We start from the raw sequence: 18,137 nt of genomic DNA on the forward strand, positions 1-18,137 counted from the left end.
TATACCTTTTACAGCCTGAATCTTAAATTACAATATAATTCATTATAACTATAAATTACGGCTCTATAATAAATGTTGGGGTGTAAACTTACACTTCCAACATTTTTATTATTTTTGTAATAAAATATTACCTTTTCAGTTAAAAGATTGTTATTTAATTCTAAATAAACTTCGATATCACTGTTCATGCGGCAAAAGATTTTTTGAAAGTTATTCTCTTTCTTTCAAGATATCAACAACGGACAAGGCGACTTACACACGCCATTGCTAATGAGCTAAGAGATACTGTAAGCATCAAGCATGTATCTAACAAACTTAACATTTCAGCCTCTACTGTAACAAGGATTCTGGATACTTTAAATTATGAACTTCCAACATTAAAGAAAGCGATTGCAATTGATGAGTTTAAAGTGAATGCCAATACTGGAAAATACCAATATATACTTGTTGATTCTCTTAAATGTAAGGTGTTAGACATTTTTCCAGACAGTACACAGTCCCACTTAACTTCTTATTTTAGAACGATTCCCAAAAAAGAACGTAATCATATGACACCAACACTTAGGAAATACTACAAAAGAAGCAAAACTCTAATACACAAAAGATACGATTCTTTAAAACAAGAAGATAAGAAGGCCTGCGACATTATGCTTCTTTACAATGATGAATTACGTAAAGCTCATTACTTAAAAGAATGGTTTTATAAAATTTGTCAGGAAACAAAATACTCATTCCAACGTGAACAGTTCTTGAAATGGCTTGCAAATGCAGAAACATGTGGAATGAAAGACTTTGAAGATGTAGCAGCTACCTATAGACGTTTCTCAAAAGGTATTTTGAGTGCTTTTAAATATGGGATTACAAATGATCCAACTGAAGGTTTTAATAATAAAATCAAAGTAATGAAACGTACATCTTATGGAATTAGGAATTTTGAAAGATTTAGAACAAGAATATTACATTGTACTAATTAATAAAAAGCGAACTAACAAAGAGGATTATTTGCTAGTCTAAATATCCTTTCAATAGATGATAATATTAAAATTCCCTAACATCAGTAGAGGGGCGTGATTCAAAGAATCACACCCCAACTATTGACACAGAGCCTTTTTATATTTAACTATAAAATAAGCAAGACGATAAGCCGGGTTATGTCGTGAGTGATCATCTATCTAGGATGATTGTCACCAATCACCTCAAGCAACCTACCTAAAGCTAGCGGGCCACGTTATCGCTTTTATTCGGTTTTGCTTCGAATGGGGTTTACATGTGCCCTCCTTGTTACCAAGAAGGCGGTAGGCTCTTACTCTACCCTTCCACCCTTACCAGTAAAATACTGGCGGTATATTTCTGTTGCACTGGCCTTGGAGTCACCTCCACCGGACGTTATCCGGCATCCTGCCCTATGAAGCCCGGACTTTCCTCACCTACGGTCTTTCGACACTTGTAGCTGCGATCACTTATCTTACTTAGCATTATATTTTAACATAAATTAAACTTTAAAGCAACTACCTCCAATAAATTCCCTTACAATGGAATTTTGGGGAATTGACTCACTTGGTATCGACACAAAATAATCTAAAAATTTAAGTAAACGAATCGCTTCATTATATTCCTGCTCATCCGGTTCAATCCCAAATAGTAATGGATCTGCATATAATTTAAGAACTGCCAGCTCATAAATTAGTGCGGAATTAATCATGATATCAGCTTGCTCTTGAAATGGAAAAATATGCCTTTCCTCACCACGTCTGACAGACTTCCACATAGACAATGTCTCTTTCGCTGAAGTTCCACGAGTTCTTGCATCTCTGACAATTCTTCGTATCAATCTAACATCAGTCGTAGGGATACGGTTATGTTCATCAATGTTTAATTGAGTCAGCGCACTAATATAAATTTTAAATTTACTTTCTTTTGGTAGTTCATAAGAAAGACTATCATTTAATCCATGAATCCCTTCAATCACTAAAATATCATCTTTTCCAAGTTGTAGACATCTGCCTTTCATTTCTCTTTTTCCCGTTTCAAAAGAAAATTGTGGTATTTCTACACATTCACCTGCTAATAGAGCCAGCATATCTTTATTAAACCGCTCTATATCTAAAGCTTCTAAACATTCAAAATCACGTTCTCCATGTTCATCCAGCGGTATTTGATCACGATCCAAATAATAATTATCAATTGGAATCGGATGTGGTTTGAGACCCTGCGCCATTAATTGAATAGATAAACGATGGGAAAATGTTGTTTTTCCGGATGATGATGGACCAGCAATCATAATCAATTTCTTATCAGGATGCTGTATTATCTTTTCTACAATTCCAGCAATTTTCTTTTCAAATAAAGCTTCTTGTATCAAAATACAATTCTTAATGCTTCCATCGGCTACTTTATCATTCAAAGCACCGACGGTATCGATACCAATCATCTCTCCCCATTTAGTCGATTCTTTTAATACTTGAAATAGTTTTTTTGGAGGCTGAAATCCTGAAATTTCAGTTCCTCCATCCTGATCTGGAAATTGTAGTACAAAACCCTCATCAAACAAACATAAGTCAAAATTTTTAAGGTATCCTGTACTAGGAACCATATATCCATAATAATAATCTTCAAATTTTTCAATACTATAAATGTTTACATTCGAAACTAAACGATATTTAAATAAGCGTTCCTTATCATGCATACCATATTCACCGAATTTTTCAATTGCCTCATTCGAATTTAATGTTTTTTTGTGAATTGGAATATCTCTTTCAACTAACTCTTTCATACGATTCTTGAGCTTTTTCAATAGTTCTTCATTAATTTTTATATCACCTGTCACTTTACAATAATACCCATTATCCAAATGATACAGAACTCTAACCTTTTTTAATTTACTAACATCTACCACATCATAAAAGGATTTTAGCATCAACAAAGTAGCACTTCTTTTGTATGCTTTATTTCCGGCACTTTCTTTTGTTGTAACAAAACTTATATGGCATTCATGTTGTACAGTCTTATGTAATTCCTGTAATTTATTATCAACCATTGCAAGTGCAATTTCATTTTGAAATTTATTTTGAAACTCTTTTGCAATCTTTAAAAAAGTAGTCCCTGTCGGATACTCCCTCTCTTCCTCACCTACATAAACTTTTACTGCTTCCATGCCAATCTCTCCTTTTCAAATAATTTGAAACGGATTTTGAATCCGCGCACAAGTTACTGTTACATTATCTGTCAAATTCTGCTCTAGATATTTCTTCATATATGGGATAAAAATATATTCAATTCCGTAGTGTCCTGCATCAATGATGCTTAGTCCTCTTGCAACTGCATCTATTCCATCATGATGATCAATATCTCCGGTAATCAGTACATCTGCTTTCTTCTCTAACGCATGAGGAATCATACTTTTTCCTGAACCTGGTGAAATAGCTATTTTATTTACTTTTTTCTCTAAATCTCCAAATACTTTTACCGAATCAATTTGAAATTTTTCCTTGACCAGACTACAACATTCTTTTAATGAGACCGTTTTACTTAAATGACCGACTCTGCCGAACCCTTCTACATTTTGCTCAGATTGGTAAGTGATTTCCAGAATATCTTCTTTCTCAATGCCTAAATAATCTATCGCCAAATCTGCCATACCTTTTATATCAAAATTAGTATGCATCGCATAATAATTAATATTGCTTTGTATTAAACGAATGATTCTTCTTCCGATAAAGTCATTGGCAACAACTTTTTTCATTCCTTGAAATATTAGAGGATGATGCGTTAACAGCATATCTGCATTTTGTTGAATTGCCTCTTCGATCACTTCATCTGTAGCATCTAAAGCTATATGAATCTTATGAATCGGATTCTTTTTATCGCCAATCAACAAACCAACATTATCCCATGAACTTGCATATTCTAAAGGTGAATGTTCCTCTAAGATTTTTATAATGTCACTACATAGCATTGTATCTCACCCTCTCTTATATTATTATGTCGTCAATCAATTATGGTTAATGCCAGGTTATTATATTCCAATTTTTCTTCAATTTCATTTAATCGTTCTATAGATGAGGATGTATTCTTTTCTAATAAATTATACTTTATTTTAAGATACTGTACCTGTTCTTTTAATAAAAACTCTTTCAGCACCGGATCCTTATTTTCTAAAAGCTGCTTACCATATTTTAAATATACGGGAGATAACGTTTCCATAGCTCCTTTTATTGCTTTTATAATCGTATAGAACTTACCATCTTCTTGAAGAAATTTTTCTTCAAGAATCCGGTACCCATTCTCTTGCAAATATTGTCGGACTTGAAAAATTTCTGATTGTGGCTGTAAAATAAATTCTTGAAAAGAACTTAATACTTGTTTCCCTTCATCCAATATTTTTATGACAAGTCCTCCACCCATACCGGCAATAATGAGGGTATCCCCCTCATTATCCTTCAGGGCTTTCACACCATCTGATTGACGTGTCTGTATGTAGGATTCTAATCCATATTCTAATATATGTCCTTTTGCTCTTTCTAAAGGGCCTTTATTAATATCCATAGCTATTGCACTTGGTATTCTCATTTTTCTTACTAAATAAATCGGAATATATCCATGGTCTGTCCCAACATCGACCACACGATTCCCATTGGTTACCATATTGGCAACAGCCGATAACCTCTTCGATAACCGCATATATTACCACCTAGTCCAAATAATCTTTTAATTTTCTGCTTCTGCTTGGATGACGTAGTTTTCTTAAAGCCTTCGCCTCGATTTGACGAATACGTTCTCTTGTTACATTAAATTCTCTTCCAACTTCTTCCAGTGTACGAGCGCGACCATCATCTAACCCAAAACGTAATCTTAGAACTTTTTGTTCTCTTTCTGTCAGGGTTCCTAATACTTCTACTAATTGTTCTTTTAATAATGTAAATGCAGCTGCATCAGCTGGTACGGGTACATTATCATCTTGAATAAAATCTCCTAAATGACTGTCTTCTTCTTCTCCAATTGGCGTTTCCAAAGAAACTGGTTCTTGAGAAATTTTTAAAATTTCACGCACTCTTTCTACCGGCATATTCATTTCTTCTGCAATTTCTTCCGGAATTGGTTCTCTTCCTAATTCTTGCAATAATTGCCTTGAAACACGTATTAATTTATTAATTGTTTCCACCATATGCACTGGAATACGTATCGTCCTGGCCTGATCTGCAATTGCTCTTGTAATAGCCTGACGTATCCACCATGTAGCATAAGTACTGAACTTATAACCTTTTCTATAATCAAATTTTTCTACAGCCTTAATTAATCCAAGATTTCCTTCTTGAATCAAATCTAAAAAGAGCATTCCTCTACCAACATATCTTTTTGCGATACTAACAACTAAACGGAGATTGGCTTCAGCCAAACGTTTTTTCGCTTCCGCATCTCCAATTTCCATTCTTTTGGCTAAATCTATTTCTTCTTCGGCGCTTAATAATGGTACTTTACCTATCTCTTTTAAATACATACGAACAGGATCTTCAATACTGATACCATCCGGAACTGACAGATCAATTTTTTCTACATCTACCTCGTCCTCATCATCAATAATGATTTCTTCTTCTTCATCTTCTGTGATTCTTAGTACATCGATATTTTTTGTTTCTAAAAATTCTAATATTTTCTCAAATTGATCTACATCTAATTCAATATCATGAAAAAAGTCATTGATTTCTTGATATTCTAATACATTTTTCTTTTTCTTTGCCAATGCCAGAAGCGCCGCCAGCTTCTCTTCAAACTTTTCTACATTTTCTACCATTTCTATTTCCATCCTTCCATAGTTGTTTATATTTTGTCCTTAATCAAAAGAAATATGCAACTTCTCTAATTCCTGCAAAATACGCTTGTCCTCAACTAAGTTTTGTAATCCCTGTATATCTGTTGGATCTAAACTTCTTGATGCCGCCTGAATGCTATTTTGCTTAATACGACAAATGGTTTCCTTTAGTGCTTTATCCTTTTCTTCTTTTGTCTCTACTTCATTCAAAACTGCATTAAAAAGTGCTGCAACATCTCTAGCCTGATCATCATCTGCAAACTTACTTATGATCTGAGCGGGATTCAATTGATTTTTATCTAGCTGCTCATATAATAAATCAGCAACATTCTCATATAATTCTTCCGTATAGTCCTTAGGTCTGATATATTTTTTGACTTTATCATAAAGTTCCGGATATTCTATCAACCAAGTCAGTAACAATTTTTGAGACTGCTTCATACCATCCTTCATTTTGCGCTGCTGTTTTGAATCGTTAGTATTCCTTTCTCTTGGAGCAAAACCTTCTCCTAATTGTGCTCCATATTTATTCACTAATTTTCTTAAATTATCAAAACCTATTTGATATTTTGAAGCGATCGATTCAATATAATTGTTTCGCTCGATCTCTTCCGAAAATTCAAGCAGCTTTTTAGCAACTTCCTGAAAAAACTTTGTTTTTCCTTCCGGATCTTTTAAATCATATCCCTTTTCGATAATACCAATCTCATATAAAAAACTGTTCTTGGCATTATCAATTCTTTCCTGGAAAGCTTGTGCACCAAGATTTTTAATAAACTCATCCGGATCCTTATAAGGATGCATTTGAATCACTTTTACTGATAAGCCTGCCTCTTTACAAATAGGAATCGCCCGCAGTGCTGCCTTTTGTCCTGCCTCATCATTATCATAAGTAAGAAGGACTTCTTGCGTGTAACGTTTTATCAGATTGGATTGACCAATCGTAAATGCAGTTCCCAATGATGCCACCGCATTATTAAATCCTGCCTGATGAAGAGCAATTACATCCATATAACCTTCACAAATTAAAATATTAGGTTTTCTAGATATCCTTGCAATATTTAATCCATACAGATTGCGGCTCTTATCAAACACTTTTGTCTCAGGAGAATTTAGATATTTTGGCATACCTTCCCCCATGACTCGTCCACCGAAACCTATGACTCGATTATTTACATCCATAATAGGAAATATTACACGATTCCAAAATTTATCGTAAATTCCTTTTTTTTCATCAAGGTTAAAAAGACCTGATTCTTTTAAAACTTGATCCGAATAACCTTTTTTCTTCATATACTGATAAAGATCATTACTGTATTTATTGGCATAACCTATACCAAACTGCTTTATCGTATCTTCACTTAATTCACGTTTTTTTAAATATTGAATCGCTTGTTCTCCTGCTTTAGAACGTAATTGAAAGAAAAAGTATTTTGCAGCTTCTTTATTCATTTCTAAAACCAAATTTCTTAAATCAGACTGCTTTTTTGCCTCTTCTGTATATTCAATCTCCGGTAAATGAATACCTGCCCGGTCCGCCAAAAATTTGACCGCTTCAGGAAAACTGTAATTTTCATATTCCATAATGAATGTAAACACATTCCCACCTGCTCCACAGCCAAAGCAATAATACATCTGCTTACTGGGTGTTACAGAAAAAGATGGGGATTTCTCATTATGAAACGGACATAATCCAAAATAAGTACTACCCCGTTTTTTGAGTTTCACATATCCTGATATGACATCTACAATATCGTTTCTCATTCGTATTTCTTCGATTAATTCTTCTGAATAATATGCCATATTTTTTGCCTCCATACTAGAATATTCGACAAGAAATATTGATTTCCTTTATTTTTTTAATATTTCCACGAATTTGGTATAAAAAATTCTTTGAACTTAGCAATTGCATATTGATCAGTCATACCCGCTATATAATCACATATGACCCTTTCAGGTCTCTCTTCTTCTTTTTCTATCATATCTAAATACTGCTCTGGTAGTTTCTCCAAATGCTTTACATAATAATCAAACAAGTCCAATAATAATTGAATGGCCTTATTTTCATCACTTTTTGCTACCGGATTAATATACACATGTTCGAACATAAATTTGCGCAGATCTTTCATTGCTTTTTCAATATGATAAGACATTACGATCTCATTTTTACCACTACTATTAGAAATAATATCGTGAATTAATGTATTCAATCTTTCTCTTGTGGAATTTCCGAGTATCAGTCGATATTCTTTCGGGATCTCCTCTTCTGATAAAATCTTCCCTCTTATCGCATCATCAATATCATGATTAATGTAAGCAATTTTATCTGACAATCTGACAATTTTCCCTTCCAATGTACTTGGCATATTACTGGTAGGATGATTTAAAATTCCGTCCCGTACCTCCCAAGTCAAATTGAGGCCCTGTCCTTGTTTCTCTAGTCTTTCAATGATCCTTAAACTCTGTTCGTTATGTCTGAAACCTCCAATACAAACATCGTTTAAAGCTCTTTCCCCAGCATGTCCAAATGGAGTATGTCCTAAGTCATGACCAAGTGCTATCGCTTCAGCCAAATCTTCATTCAACCTTAATGCTTTGGCTATTGTTCTTGCATTCTGAGAAACTTCAAGAGTATGTGTCAATCTTGTCCGATAATGATCTCCCTGAGGAGTCAAAAAAACCTGTGTTTTATGCTTTAACCTTCTAAATGATTTACTATGAATAATTCTATCTCTGTCTCGTTGATAAACCGGTCTGATATCACACTGCTCTTCAAAACGATCACGTCCTTTAGAATTTTTGCTAAAAGAAGCGAATTCACTTAAGTATTCCATTTCCCACATTTCAGTTGTTTCTCGAATCGTCATATCTATATACTTCCTCCTTCGAACCTGCTGTGTTCTCAATTTACTCTCTATTTTATATATTCTATGTTAATTGTAAGATTCCTTTATTTTAGATGAAATAAAATGATTCTTGACTTCTTAATCATGTAATGATAATGTTTTGTATGTTGCTTTTTGGCAATTATTGTTAAATATGTTGAGGAGCTACTTAAACTAATATTTTATGAGGAGAGAAAAATGAAAAACAAAATTTTATTTGCAATGCTTTGCATTGCCGTACTTACTACCGGCTGTAACGGTTCAAAGAAAGAGATTGAAACTAGCAGCCAGACAAAGGATTCTACTTCCAGCCAAACAAAGGATTCTACCGTGAAAGAAAACAGCTTAGAAAACACCAAACCAAACACACCTGTAAAACCATCCCCTGAATTGTCCGATGACATCTACAGTTTTAAATTCCAATACAATAATACTGTCTATTCTTTACCGGCAGCCTACTCTGATTTTGTTGCAAATTCATGGAAATGCGAAGAAGAATATACCAATGCAAAAGTGAAGCCTGACCTGAACGACATATCAACCCCTTTAATAAATAGCAATTCAGAAACTCGTTTATTTGCTTTCCTAAGTAATTTTGGTAATAGTGTAGATACCATTGATAATTGCCATGTAAGTAGTATCATAATAAGATCTGATATGTTTGACAGTTCGGATACCATTTACTTACCGGGTAATATTCAATTTAACAAATCGACAGCAGATGATATCAAAAAAGCTTATGGAACACCTTCTTCCGTTTTTGAAGGTTCCAGATATACAAAATATACTTATACTTACGATGTACTTTCATACGTAGATCTTTATATCGATTCTACAACAAAAACACTTTCAGAAATAAAAATTGATAATCCTGTAGCTCCAGACAATATAGTAAAAAAACCAGTAAGCACAGAAACACCGGAATCTGTAAGTGCTTATACCGCACCAAAAGCACAAAGCGATGACTTTAGTGATTACATTTGTAATTATGCAGGAGACCTTTATCAATTACCTGCTCCTGTATCAGCTTTTATTAAAAATGGATGGGAAATTGATACTACAAACACTGATTCATCTGACCCAATAGAATGCACCAATTCTAGCGTAAACGCACATGATAGGGGTTGGGTTGAATTAAAACGAGATAATAAAGTGATTCGTGCACGAGTATTTAATAGCACCGATAATGCAGTCACTATTGAAAATAGTACCATTACCATGCTTTCATCTGATACAAGTGATTTAGATTCAACAATCCCTTTTACTGTTTCTAAAAATATCACATTAGGTAAAAGCAAAGATGAATTAACGAAAGCACTTCAAGGTTTAAATCATGAAATGGATGACCGTTTCTGCTATCTATATGCAACAAATGGGAATGAATACGATCGTTACATATTTATTTTAGATACAGAAACAAAAACAATTGATAAAATTGAAATTGACCTTGATGAAGCTGACTAAACATTAATCTAATGAAAGGGTTTATTTATGAAAAAATTATTTATATCAACGCTTTGTATCATTGTATTTTTAATGGGATGTACAAAAAATAATAAATCTGACAACGTAACGAATACTAATATTTCTAATACTGCTACTCAAACAAATGATAACAAAAATACACAAGATGAAAAAAGTGTACCTTCATCAAATAATGCAAGAAGTACGGAAAAAGTTACGAAAGATATTTATACTTTCCAAATAAAAATAAATGATGATATTTATACTTTTCCAATGTCCTATGAATCTTTTTCCGAAAAAGGCTGGTCTTATGATTTAAAAGCAATATCTTCAAGTTATTCTCCAAATCAAACGTCCTCTTCTATTAAATTTGTACATAATCAATACAAACTGTCGGCAGACTGTTGCTTGGGAAATTTATTGACCGATGTAGTACCCTGGGCTGATTGTTATATTTATGAATTTTCTATAGATAGTGCTGATGTTTCAGATACGTCTGCCAAAATCACTCTTTCAGGGGATATTGAATTTGGAAAATCTAAACTTTCTGACATAAAAGCTGTTTATGGTGAACCTTCTTCAATAAATGAGATTGAAGATTTTTCTATACTCAAATATCATTTAGAATACTTTAGAGAAATAGAACTGACCATTGATAAAAAAACGGAACTTCTAAAAGGGATAAGATTAATCAATTTTAATAAGCAAGAAAATATAGAGGAAAAAAATATATCTGCAGATGTACCCGCCATCGTCAAAAAATATACAGCACCAAAAGAACTTGGCGATGATCTTGATTCTTTTGTTGTAGAATATGCTGGGAATTTGTATCAATTACCTGTTCCAGTTTCTGAACTTCTAAAGAATGGATGGACCATAAAGGAAAAAACATCTGATTCTAAGGTCGCAGCAGGAAATACCGGATATATTGAATTAAGAAAAGATAATCAGACATTAGATGGTACCGTTACAAATTTTTCTACTGAAGCTGCCACAATAGAAAATTGTTTTTTGAATAATGTGATAGGTTGGAATGCTTCTACTAATCTTCCAATTAAGATACAAAAAGGCATTACTCGAGATATGTCAGAAAAAGATTTAAGAAAAGCCTTATCTGATATTGATTTTAAAGAATCAGTATCCAGTAACTTAAAAACTTATTCCATTCAAAATACAAAGAGTTCTTTAGACGGAATACACATTTATGTAGATACTAACACAAAAAAAGTTTCAGGGATTGAAATTTCTAATTCGGAATTAAGTTACAACTAAATAGTAGTTCCATAATAATAGTGTGTGAATTATTATTCCATAATGATGTTGTTTACTGGATAATATTCACACGCTATTTTTGTAAAACGAAAATGTTATATTTATCTCTCATATATTTCAAAAATAAAATCCGCAATACTCTCCACGGCTTCCTGCGCTTTTTTAAAATTAGACATTTGAAAGACATGCCACATCCCTTTATAAATATCAATTCTAGCAAAATTCCCACTTTTCACCAGCTTCTTATATAGATTCATAGAATCAGATAATAAAATTTCATTGCTACCTACCTGGATATAAACAGGCGGAAATTTATCGAACTCAGCTAATAGCGGTGAAATGAAAGGAATTGTGATATCTTCTTTGCCCACAAAATTATCCCTTGCGTCCATTAAATACTCTTTATCTAAAATTGGATCTAAATCTGCTTTTATTTGATGACTTTCACCGGCCAGAGTCAAATCCGTCCATGGTGATAATAAAACAAGACCTTTCGGTTCTTTCCTCATTTGTTCTCTCAACTTTAAAGTAAGCGCTAATGCCAAATTGCCTCCTGCTGAATCACCTGCCAAAATAATATCTTTACTTCCATATCCCTGATACATTAAATAATTCCATACACTGATTGCATCTTCTAATGCCGCCGGATATGGAAATTCGGGTGCGAGACGATAATTAAAACTGAACACTTCCATCGAGGTATTCATTGCTAACTTCGTTGTTATTGTTCTTGCATATTCTTTATTTCCTGTCATATAACCACCGCCATGACAGTACATAATAATTCTGTTTTTATCATGTTTTCTATTGGGTTCTGTCCATTCACACTCTATATTATCGATAATAATTTCTTTTCTCACCACTTCTTTCGTGACTGAAAAAATTGTACCAAGGCTCTCCTGTGCCAGTCTTTGTTTTTCCAAATCTTCTAAGGAAGCTAAGCTATGAACGAATTTAATTGCTTTCATCAAACTTTGGGTTCTCTTATTGTGTTTTTCCATAGGGGCTGCTGCTCCTTCCGTTTTTATCATTCCTTTATTATGAGTATACCATAATCCGCCTATTTTAGGGTATTAGTTTCTGTTTAAAAAATGGTAATATTAGAGTATAATATATATATCAAATACAAGAGAGGTTTTTCTATGCCAAAATCACATAAAAAGTCAACTAAGGATTCTTGGTTTGAACTCGATTTATCTGCCACAGTATATCCTACTTTACAACGTAGAAGTTTTTCTTCCGTGTATCGTATTTCAGCCTTGTTAAAAGAAAAAGTAAAACCTGATTTGCTGCAAAAGGCTCTAGAAATGACACTTCCACGTTTTCCTACATTTAAAGTGGCTTTACGTAAAGGAATTTTTTGGCGGTATCTTGAACCTAATAACCGCCCCGGTCCTTGGGTAGAACAAGATATTATAAATCCTTGTATGCCAATGCCTTTTCATGCAAACAATCATTATCTGATTCGTGTTTACTATTATGAAAATAGAATTTCTCTAGAAGTATTCCACTCTCTTTCAGATGGAACCGGTGCTTTATATTTATTACGAACATTAATTGCTGTATATCTAAGACTACAAGGCTATACAATCCCCAATCAAAACGGAGTTCTTGATATTAATCAACCGCCGGATCCTGAGGAGTTAGAAGATGCTTATAAACGTTATGCCACCTCAAAGGTCCGACCGCCCAGAAAACAAGAAAAAGCCTATCGCCTTCACGGAACATTAGAACCTTTTTATACTTTAAATATTATTTGTGGAATTATTTCTGTTGATACGTTGCTGAATGTAGCAAAAAAATATAAAGTGACTATTACCGAGTATTTGAATTCTGTACTTATCTATGCATTGATACAACAACAAAAATCAGAAAACCATAGAAAAGAACGTCCGATCAAAATAGCGATGCCGGTAAGTCTAAGACGTTTCTTTCCTTCAAAAACGTTACGTAATTTTATTACAATGGTGTATCCTACTATAGATCCGCGATTGGGTGATTATACATTTGAAGAAATTGTAACTCAGGTACACTATTATATGCGTTATCATATTAATGGAAAATTTTTGAATGCAGATATTACGACAAATGCAATGACTAAAAGTCATCCTGTCATACGTATTGTCCCATTATTTATAAAAGATTTGACAGTCAGATCGTTTTATAAAAGAGTACAAGATCTTCAATCTAGTGCAGGCCTAACAAATTTAGGGACCATAGACATCCCTGAAGAAATGCGTGAACACTTAATCCGTTTCGATGTACTTATGGGACAGCCTTTTTCACCAAGAACCAACTGTGCTATCGCTAGTCTTGGTAATATACTAACAATTAATTTTGCCAGCAGCATTGTCGAAACGAGTGTCGAAAAATTTTTCTTTACAAAATTAGTCCGCGATGGTGTCCCTGTAAAAATTGAAACAAACCGAAACAATTAAAGGAGGATTTTTATGTCATATTGTGTTAACTGCGGTGTTGAATTAGATAATACCGCACATTCCTGCCCATTGTGTCATACTGAAATAAATAACCCAAAACAACCAATCGATCTCACTTCCCCTACTCCTTATCCAAGAAAGAAAGGGGAACTCGAAGTTTTAAAAAAACGGGATTCGGCTATCGTTACTTCTGTCGTACTTGGTTCGACCGCATTATCCTGTGGACTTTTAAATTTATTCGTATTCCAAAATGGTCGTTGGTCATTATATATTATTGGAGCATGTCTATTACTATGGATTTTTTGTATCCCTATACTGATTTACAGTAAACTTCCTATTTTTATTTCTATTTTTCTGGATGGAATCGCTGCTGCCATGTATTGTGGTATTATAGCTTATCAATATCCAGGAAAAGGCTGGTATCAAAATCTGGCTATTCCTATTATTCTATTAACTACAATTCTTATTGAAATTTTTGCAATTTATTTAAAAATGTTCAAGAATTCTATTTTATCAAGAGCTTGTTTGTTTTTTGCTGAAGTAGCAGTATTATGTTCCGGTATCGAAATATTTATCGATTTATATATTAAACATAATGTTTCATTATCATGGTCAGCAGTCGTTTTAACATGCTGTTCTATTATTGTCGTAACATTGACTACGATTATAAAACAAACCCGACTACGTAATGAAGTACGAAGACGGGCTCATTTCTAATATGTTTTATAACTTTTTTATATGTTTCATAATATCATTATTTCTCTTCTGCCTGAATCGGTGTAATCACAATATTTTCTGCTGATACACCGGTTTTTCTTTTCATAACATCTTCTATCTGAGCACGTTTCGCATCCGTTACCTCAGACATATTAACTACAACATCTGCTGAATTATCTGTTATTGTAACTACTGCATCTGTAATACCTTTTGCTTCTAATAATACTTCAGCCGCCATTTCACGTTCTGAATTTTCTGTCATTTTAAGCATTCCATCAATTGCAGACTGTTTTTGATCATCTGTTACGTTTTTATTATTTATTACTTCTAATAAAACTTCTTTATTTTTGGACCTGACTTGTTCACGTGTCAATTTCGCTTCTGCAATAAAATTGACATCTGAGAAAGGACTGCTTGTTAATACTGCTTCACCAGGTACATTGTCTTCATTGTTTTTCTTTTTATCCTTTTCATCGTCTTTCGCATCTTTTTTCTTTGTATCCGAATCTTCTTTCTTTTCATTGTCTTTCTTTTTTTCTATACTTTCTGTAATTTTTTTATCTTCTTTTTTTTCAGTAGCATTCGCCTGCACTTTTGAATTGTGATCTTCTGTATCTGTAAAGATATCTTCTTCTGAAATATCACTAATCTGATTATCAGTTAATTGATCAACATCATCTGTATTTACAACTTCTTTATTTTTATCATTTTTGTTCTCACTCTGAGTGGACGTTTCATTTGTTCCTAACATAGTTCCTGAATAATTTAAGTATCCTGCAACTGCAATCATCACTGCTAAGGTTGTAATAATAATCTGATTTTTTCTAAAAATCTTCTTCAATAGTCTTTCCCTCCTATTCATTCATCTTAACTACCTTTATTTTATGTATTTCCACGGGAAATAATGCTAAAACTGCATCACAAATATTTTGTACCACAGTCGAATCATCTCCCCCTTCTGCTATAATAACTATTCCTTCTATTTTAGGCTCTAAATTTTTTATCACATAAGGAGAATTCGTACCATCTTCAGATTTGCTATAAACAGTCTCTTCGTTACTGGTACGTTCGATCGTTGTTCTTGTCCCTCCTGCATTATCTGTTTCACTTACTGTGCTGCTTGTTTCAGGAACGTCTTTCTCTATAATGCTTTCACCAGAATCTTTCATGGTTATCATAACTTCTACCTCACCTACGCCATTAATATAAGAGAGTGTATCTTTTAATTTCTGTTCCATTTTTTCTTCATAATTTTCTTGAACTTCATATTTAGGTCGATCAGAACTTCTATTGTTATCATCTTTATTACGAACTTCCTCTTTTTTATCTGTTGGGATAACGATAACACATAATAAAAGTCCAACTAATAATAAAATGAACAATTGATCTTTCTTTATATTTTTAATATGAAATTTGTCTTTAAACATTTGAAACCAATCTTTTCTATCGCCCAATTATTTTCCCCCTAACTGTATTTGAATATTACTGTCAGAAATCTTATAATAGTCAGCTATTTTCTTTTTTATTTCTATTATTTCTTTAGATTCTTTATTAATTGGTTCTTTTTCAATTTGAACTGCTTCCACAATTATATTTTTTACTCCAGTATTTTCTTTCACTAAACTGATACAAAGTTTCTCATTTTCATTTATGTTTTTTACTTCTGCTTTTTGTACAATAAACCCTTTTTTCTCAATTAACTTTTGAATTTGTGCTTTCAATTCTCCTTGCGCATATTCACTATAAATCTCTTCCTGCTTTTTCTTAAATTCCTCTATTTGTAACTGAACATCTTCCTCATAATTATCATACTGATGAAATGCTGCTCTGACCTGATCCAAAGATTCCTCTCTTAATAATACTTTAAGAGGTTTTAAAACAATAATTACCAGCAAAATTCCTGCAAATAACTTCATGTATTTTCGATATTGATCATTTGGAAGTAATTGAAATACCAAAGATATTAATATCAAATAAAAAATTATATCTTTAATCCAATCATATATGATATTCACAAATAACCCTCCTTACGTTCTAAAATTTGTAGAAACTGTAATAATTGCTATTGTTAATAAAAACATTACTCCTGCTGTTAAAACGACTTTTGATAATAGTCTTGCCCCGGTACCAATACCGGTCAAACTTTTTACTATTCTTTTGTCCGAAATGGGTTGAATAACTGCTGCACTTAACTGATATATAACAGTAACTACAATAATATTTACAAAAGGTATGATACATATAAATGCTATAATAATTAAAGCAGCCACTCCGATTCCATTCTTAATTAAAATACCAGCCCCCAATACTACTTCTGTAGCAGCATTTACTACATTCCCCAGACCCGGGAGCATACTGGCTGTTTTTGCAAAAATACCCGTTTTAAAGGAATCAATTACCGGACTTATCATCCCTTGGACGATATTAATTCCAATTACAGCAGCCAATAAAGTTTTTAAAAGCCATTCCACAATATTTTTTATTAATTCTGCAAGCTTTGATAGAGTATCCTCCTTTAATAGATCATTCACCAATACTAATACCACATAAATATGTATCATCGGAATTACTAGATTTTTAAGTAACCACTCTACTGCAGTTATTATAAATAATACAATTTCATAAAAGACCATAGAACTAACAGTGCCCCCGGAAAACGTGATTGCCAAAAAATAAGAAGGTAATAAAGCTCTCATAAAATCCAATAAATTTTCTACACCTATAGATGCTATTTGGGCGATACTACTAAAAGACTTCACTAGAACAGCAAGCAACAACATATAAATAATATAAAAACCTATTTCAGATATTTGGGTGTTCCGAAAAGCTTCTGAAAAGTTATGGAATATAGCCCCTGCTACTGCAAAAAGTAAAATATGTATAAAAATATCTCTATTCTGGACAATTCCAGAAAATAATCTGCTCAATATCATATCAATAATATCTTTCATATCAAAAGGTATTTTTCCTTTGAGCATGTCCATTATTGTTTGTTTTATATCAATAGTATTTTCTTCTAAAATTTCATCTATTGTATCTTGCACTTCATGCATTTCCAGTTTGTCCATCAATTGTTCATTCGTTGTAGCCAATGAAAGTACAATACTAGCAAAAATCACACAGCATATTTGATTCATATCGTTTTCCTTTCTATACGTTTTCATTTATTGCAAAAGATTATTAATGGTATCTATTAATGCGATTAGAATAGGCATACTTACTGCCAGTATCGCTATTTTTCCAAAACTCTCTATTTGATTTCCTATCGCTTGATGACCTGCATCTTTACAAATATTTGATGATAATTCTGCAATATACGTAATACCAATAATCTTCAATAAAATCTGCATATAGCTTGTCTCTAAATGAATATAGCTTTGTATTGTATAAACAGTTTCAATTACACTACTAAGTTTTCCTGTAATGTAAAAAAATAAAATGACACTGGTTGCCACTCCAACGTAGATGCTATATTCCGGTTTCTGTGCTTTTAATTGAACTGCTAACAAGGCCCCAACTATTCCGATTAATCCAATTTGCAAAATATTCATA

At 32.9% G+C, this 18,137-nt stretch carries 17 protein-coding genes and 1 other RNA gene; 5 read left to right on the forward strand and 13 right to left on the reverse strand.

Translation table 11 applies throughout. The features are described from left to right. Positions 1–263 precede the first annotated feature (263 nt). Complete coding sequence (locus DWV06_RS05010; RefSeq protein WP_456297933.1) at positions 264–974, forward strand: ISL3 family transposase; 711 nt, start codon at positions 264–266, stop codon at positions 972–974. A 150-nt stretch (positions 975–1,124) separates the two neighbouring features. Here the strand turns inward: DWV06_RS05010 and rnpB are convergent. From rnpB to DWV06_RS05045, 7 genes are all read right to left on the reverse strand, one after another. Further along, an RNA gene (gene rnpB / locus DWV06_RS05015) (RNase P RNA component class A) lies at positions 1,125–1,472 on the reverse strand. 20 nt (positions 1,473–1,492) lie between these two features. After that, positions 1,493–3,154: a nucleoside kinase gene (locus tag DWV06_RS05020; RefSeq protein ID WP_115481082.1), complete on the reverse strand. Its 1,662-nt coding sequence runs from the start codon at positions 3,152–3,154 to the stop codon at positions 1,493–1,495. 15 nt (positions 3,155–3,169) lie between these two features. Further along, positions 3,170–3,955, reverse strand: a complete 786-nt coding sequence (locus tag DWV06_RS05025; protein WP_115481083.1) for a Nif3-like dinuclear metal center hexameric protein — start codon at positions 3,953–3,955, stop codon at positions 3,170–3,172. A gap of 32 nt (positions 3,956–3,987) precedes the next feature. Beyond that, complete coding sequence (locus tag DWV06_RS05030; RefSeq protein ID WP_115481084.1) at positions 3,988–4,680, reverse strand: tRNA (adenine(22)-N(1))-methyltransferase; 693 nt, start codon at positions 4,678–4,680, stop codon at positions 3,988–3,990. Positions 4,681–4,690: 10 nt separating this feature from the next. After that, positions 4,691–5,791, reverse strand: coding sequence for an RNA polymerase sigma factor RpoD (rpoD, locus tag DWV06_RS05035; protein ID WP_115481085.1), 1,101 nt, complete (start codon positions 5,789–5,791; stop codon positions 4,691–4,693). A 39-nt stretch (positions 5,792–5,830) separates the two neighbouring features. After that, complete coding sequence (gene dnaG, locus DWV06_RS05040; RefSeq protein ID WP_115481086.1) at positions 5,831–7,612, reverse strand: DNA primase; 1,782 nt, start codon at positions 7,610–7,612, stop codon at positions 5,831–5,833. Between the two features lie 56 nt (positions 7,613–7,668). Beyond that, positions 7,669–8,676, reverse strand: a complete 1,008-nt coding sequence (locus tag DWV06_RS05045; RefSeq protein ID WP_115481087.1) for a deoxyguanosinetriphosphate triphosphohydrolase — start codon at positions 8,674–8,676, stop codon at positions 7,669–7,671. 216 nt (positions 8,677–8,892) lie between these two features. On the opposite strand from DWV06_RS05045, the gene DWV06_RS05050 reads away from it, so the two are divergent. After that, positions 8,893–10,158: a hypothetical protein gene (locus DWV06_RS05050; protein WP_115481088.1), complete on the forward strand. Its 1,266-nt coding sequence runs from the start codon at positions 8,893–8,895 to the stop codon at positions 10,156–10,158. A 27-nt stretch (positions 10,159–10,185) separates the two neighbouring features. Further along, positions 10,186–11,430, forward strand: a complete 1,245-nt coding sequence (locus DWV06_RS05055; RefSeq protein ID WP_115481089.1) for a hypothetical protein — start codon at positions 10,186–10,188, stop codon at positions 11,428–11,430. Positions 11,431–11,531: 101 nt separating this feature from the next. On the opposite strand, the gene DWV06_RS05060 is transcribed toward DWV06_RS05055, so the two are convergent. Further along, positions 11,532–12,431: an alpha/beta hydrolase gene (locus DWV06_RS05060; protein ID WP_115481157.1), complete on the reverse strand. Its 900-nt coding sequence runs from the start codon at positions 12,429–12,431 to the stop codon at positions 11,532–11,534. 141 nt (positions 12,432–12,572) lie between these two features. Between DWV06_RS05060 and DWV06_RS05065 the strand changes: the two genes are divergently transcribed. Beyond that, entirely contained in the window at positions 12,573–13,868 is a 1,296-nt protein-coding gene (locus tag DWV06_RS05065; RefSeq protein ID WP_115481090.1) for an alcohol acetyltransferase, read from the forward strand. A 12-nt stretch (positions 13,869–13,880) separates the two neighbouring features. Further along, positions 13,881–14,585 (forward strand): DUF6320 domain-containing protein, encoded by a 705-nt coding sequence (locus DWV06_RS05070; protein ID WP_115481091.1) that lies wholly within the window; start codon positions 13,881–13,883, stop codon positions 14,583–14,585. A 37-nt stretch (positions 14,586–14,622) separates the two neighbouring features. Here DWV06_RS05070 and DWV06_RS05075 read toward each other — a convergent pair whose 3' ends face one another. From DWV06_RS05075 to spoIIIAD, 5 genes are read right to left on the reverse strand one after another with little or no spacing between them, the layout of a single operon-like run. Beyond that, the gene (locus DWV06_RS05075; protein ID WP_235828897.1) at positions 14,623–15,426 is read right to left on the reverse strand and encodes a SpoIIIAH-like family protein; all 804 of its coding nucleotides are present in this window, start codon (positions 15,424–15,426) and stop codon (positions 14,623–14,625) included. 13 nt (positions 15,427–15,439) lie between these two features. Next, a complete protein-coding gene (locus DWV06_RS05080) occupies positions 15,440–16,039 on the reverse strand; it encodes a stage III sporulation protein AG (protein ID WP_115481093.1) in 600 nt (199 codons plus the stop codon). Continuing rightward, the gene (locus DWV06_RS05085; RefSeq protein ID WP_115481094.1) at positions 16,040–16,600 is read right to left on the reverse strand and encodes a stage III sporulation protein AF; all 561 of its coding nucleotides are present in this window, start codon (positions 16,598–16,600) and stop codon (positions 16,040–16,042) included. A gap of 12 nt (positions 16,601–16,612) precedes the next feature. Then, entirely contained in the window at positions 16,613–17,722 is a 1,110-nt protein-coding gene (locus DWV06_RS05090) for a stage III sporulation protein AE (RefSeq protein WP_162300581.1), read from the reverse strand. A 27-nt stretch (positions 17,723–17,749) separates the two neighbouring features. After that, a complete protein-coding gene (gene spoIIIAD, locus DWV06_RS05095) occupies positions 17,750–18,136 on the reverse strand; it encodes a stage III sporulation protein AD (protein WP_115481096.1) in 387 nt (128 codons plus the stop codon). Position 18,137 lies beyond the last annotated feature (1 nt).

This window comes from Anaerosacchariphilus polymeriproducens (assembly GCF_003363435.1).
GTDB classification, from domain to species: Bacteria; Bacillota; Clostridia; order Lachnospirales; family Lachnospiraceae; genus Anaerosacchariphilus; species Anaerosacchariphilus polymeriproducens.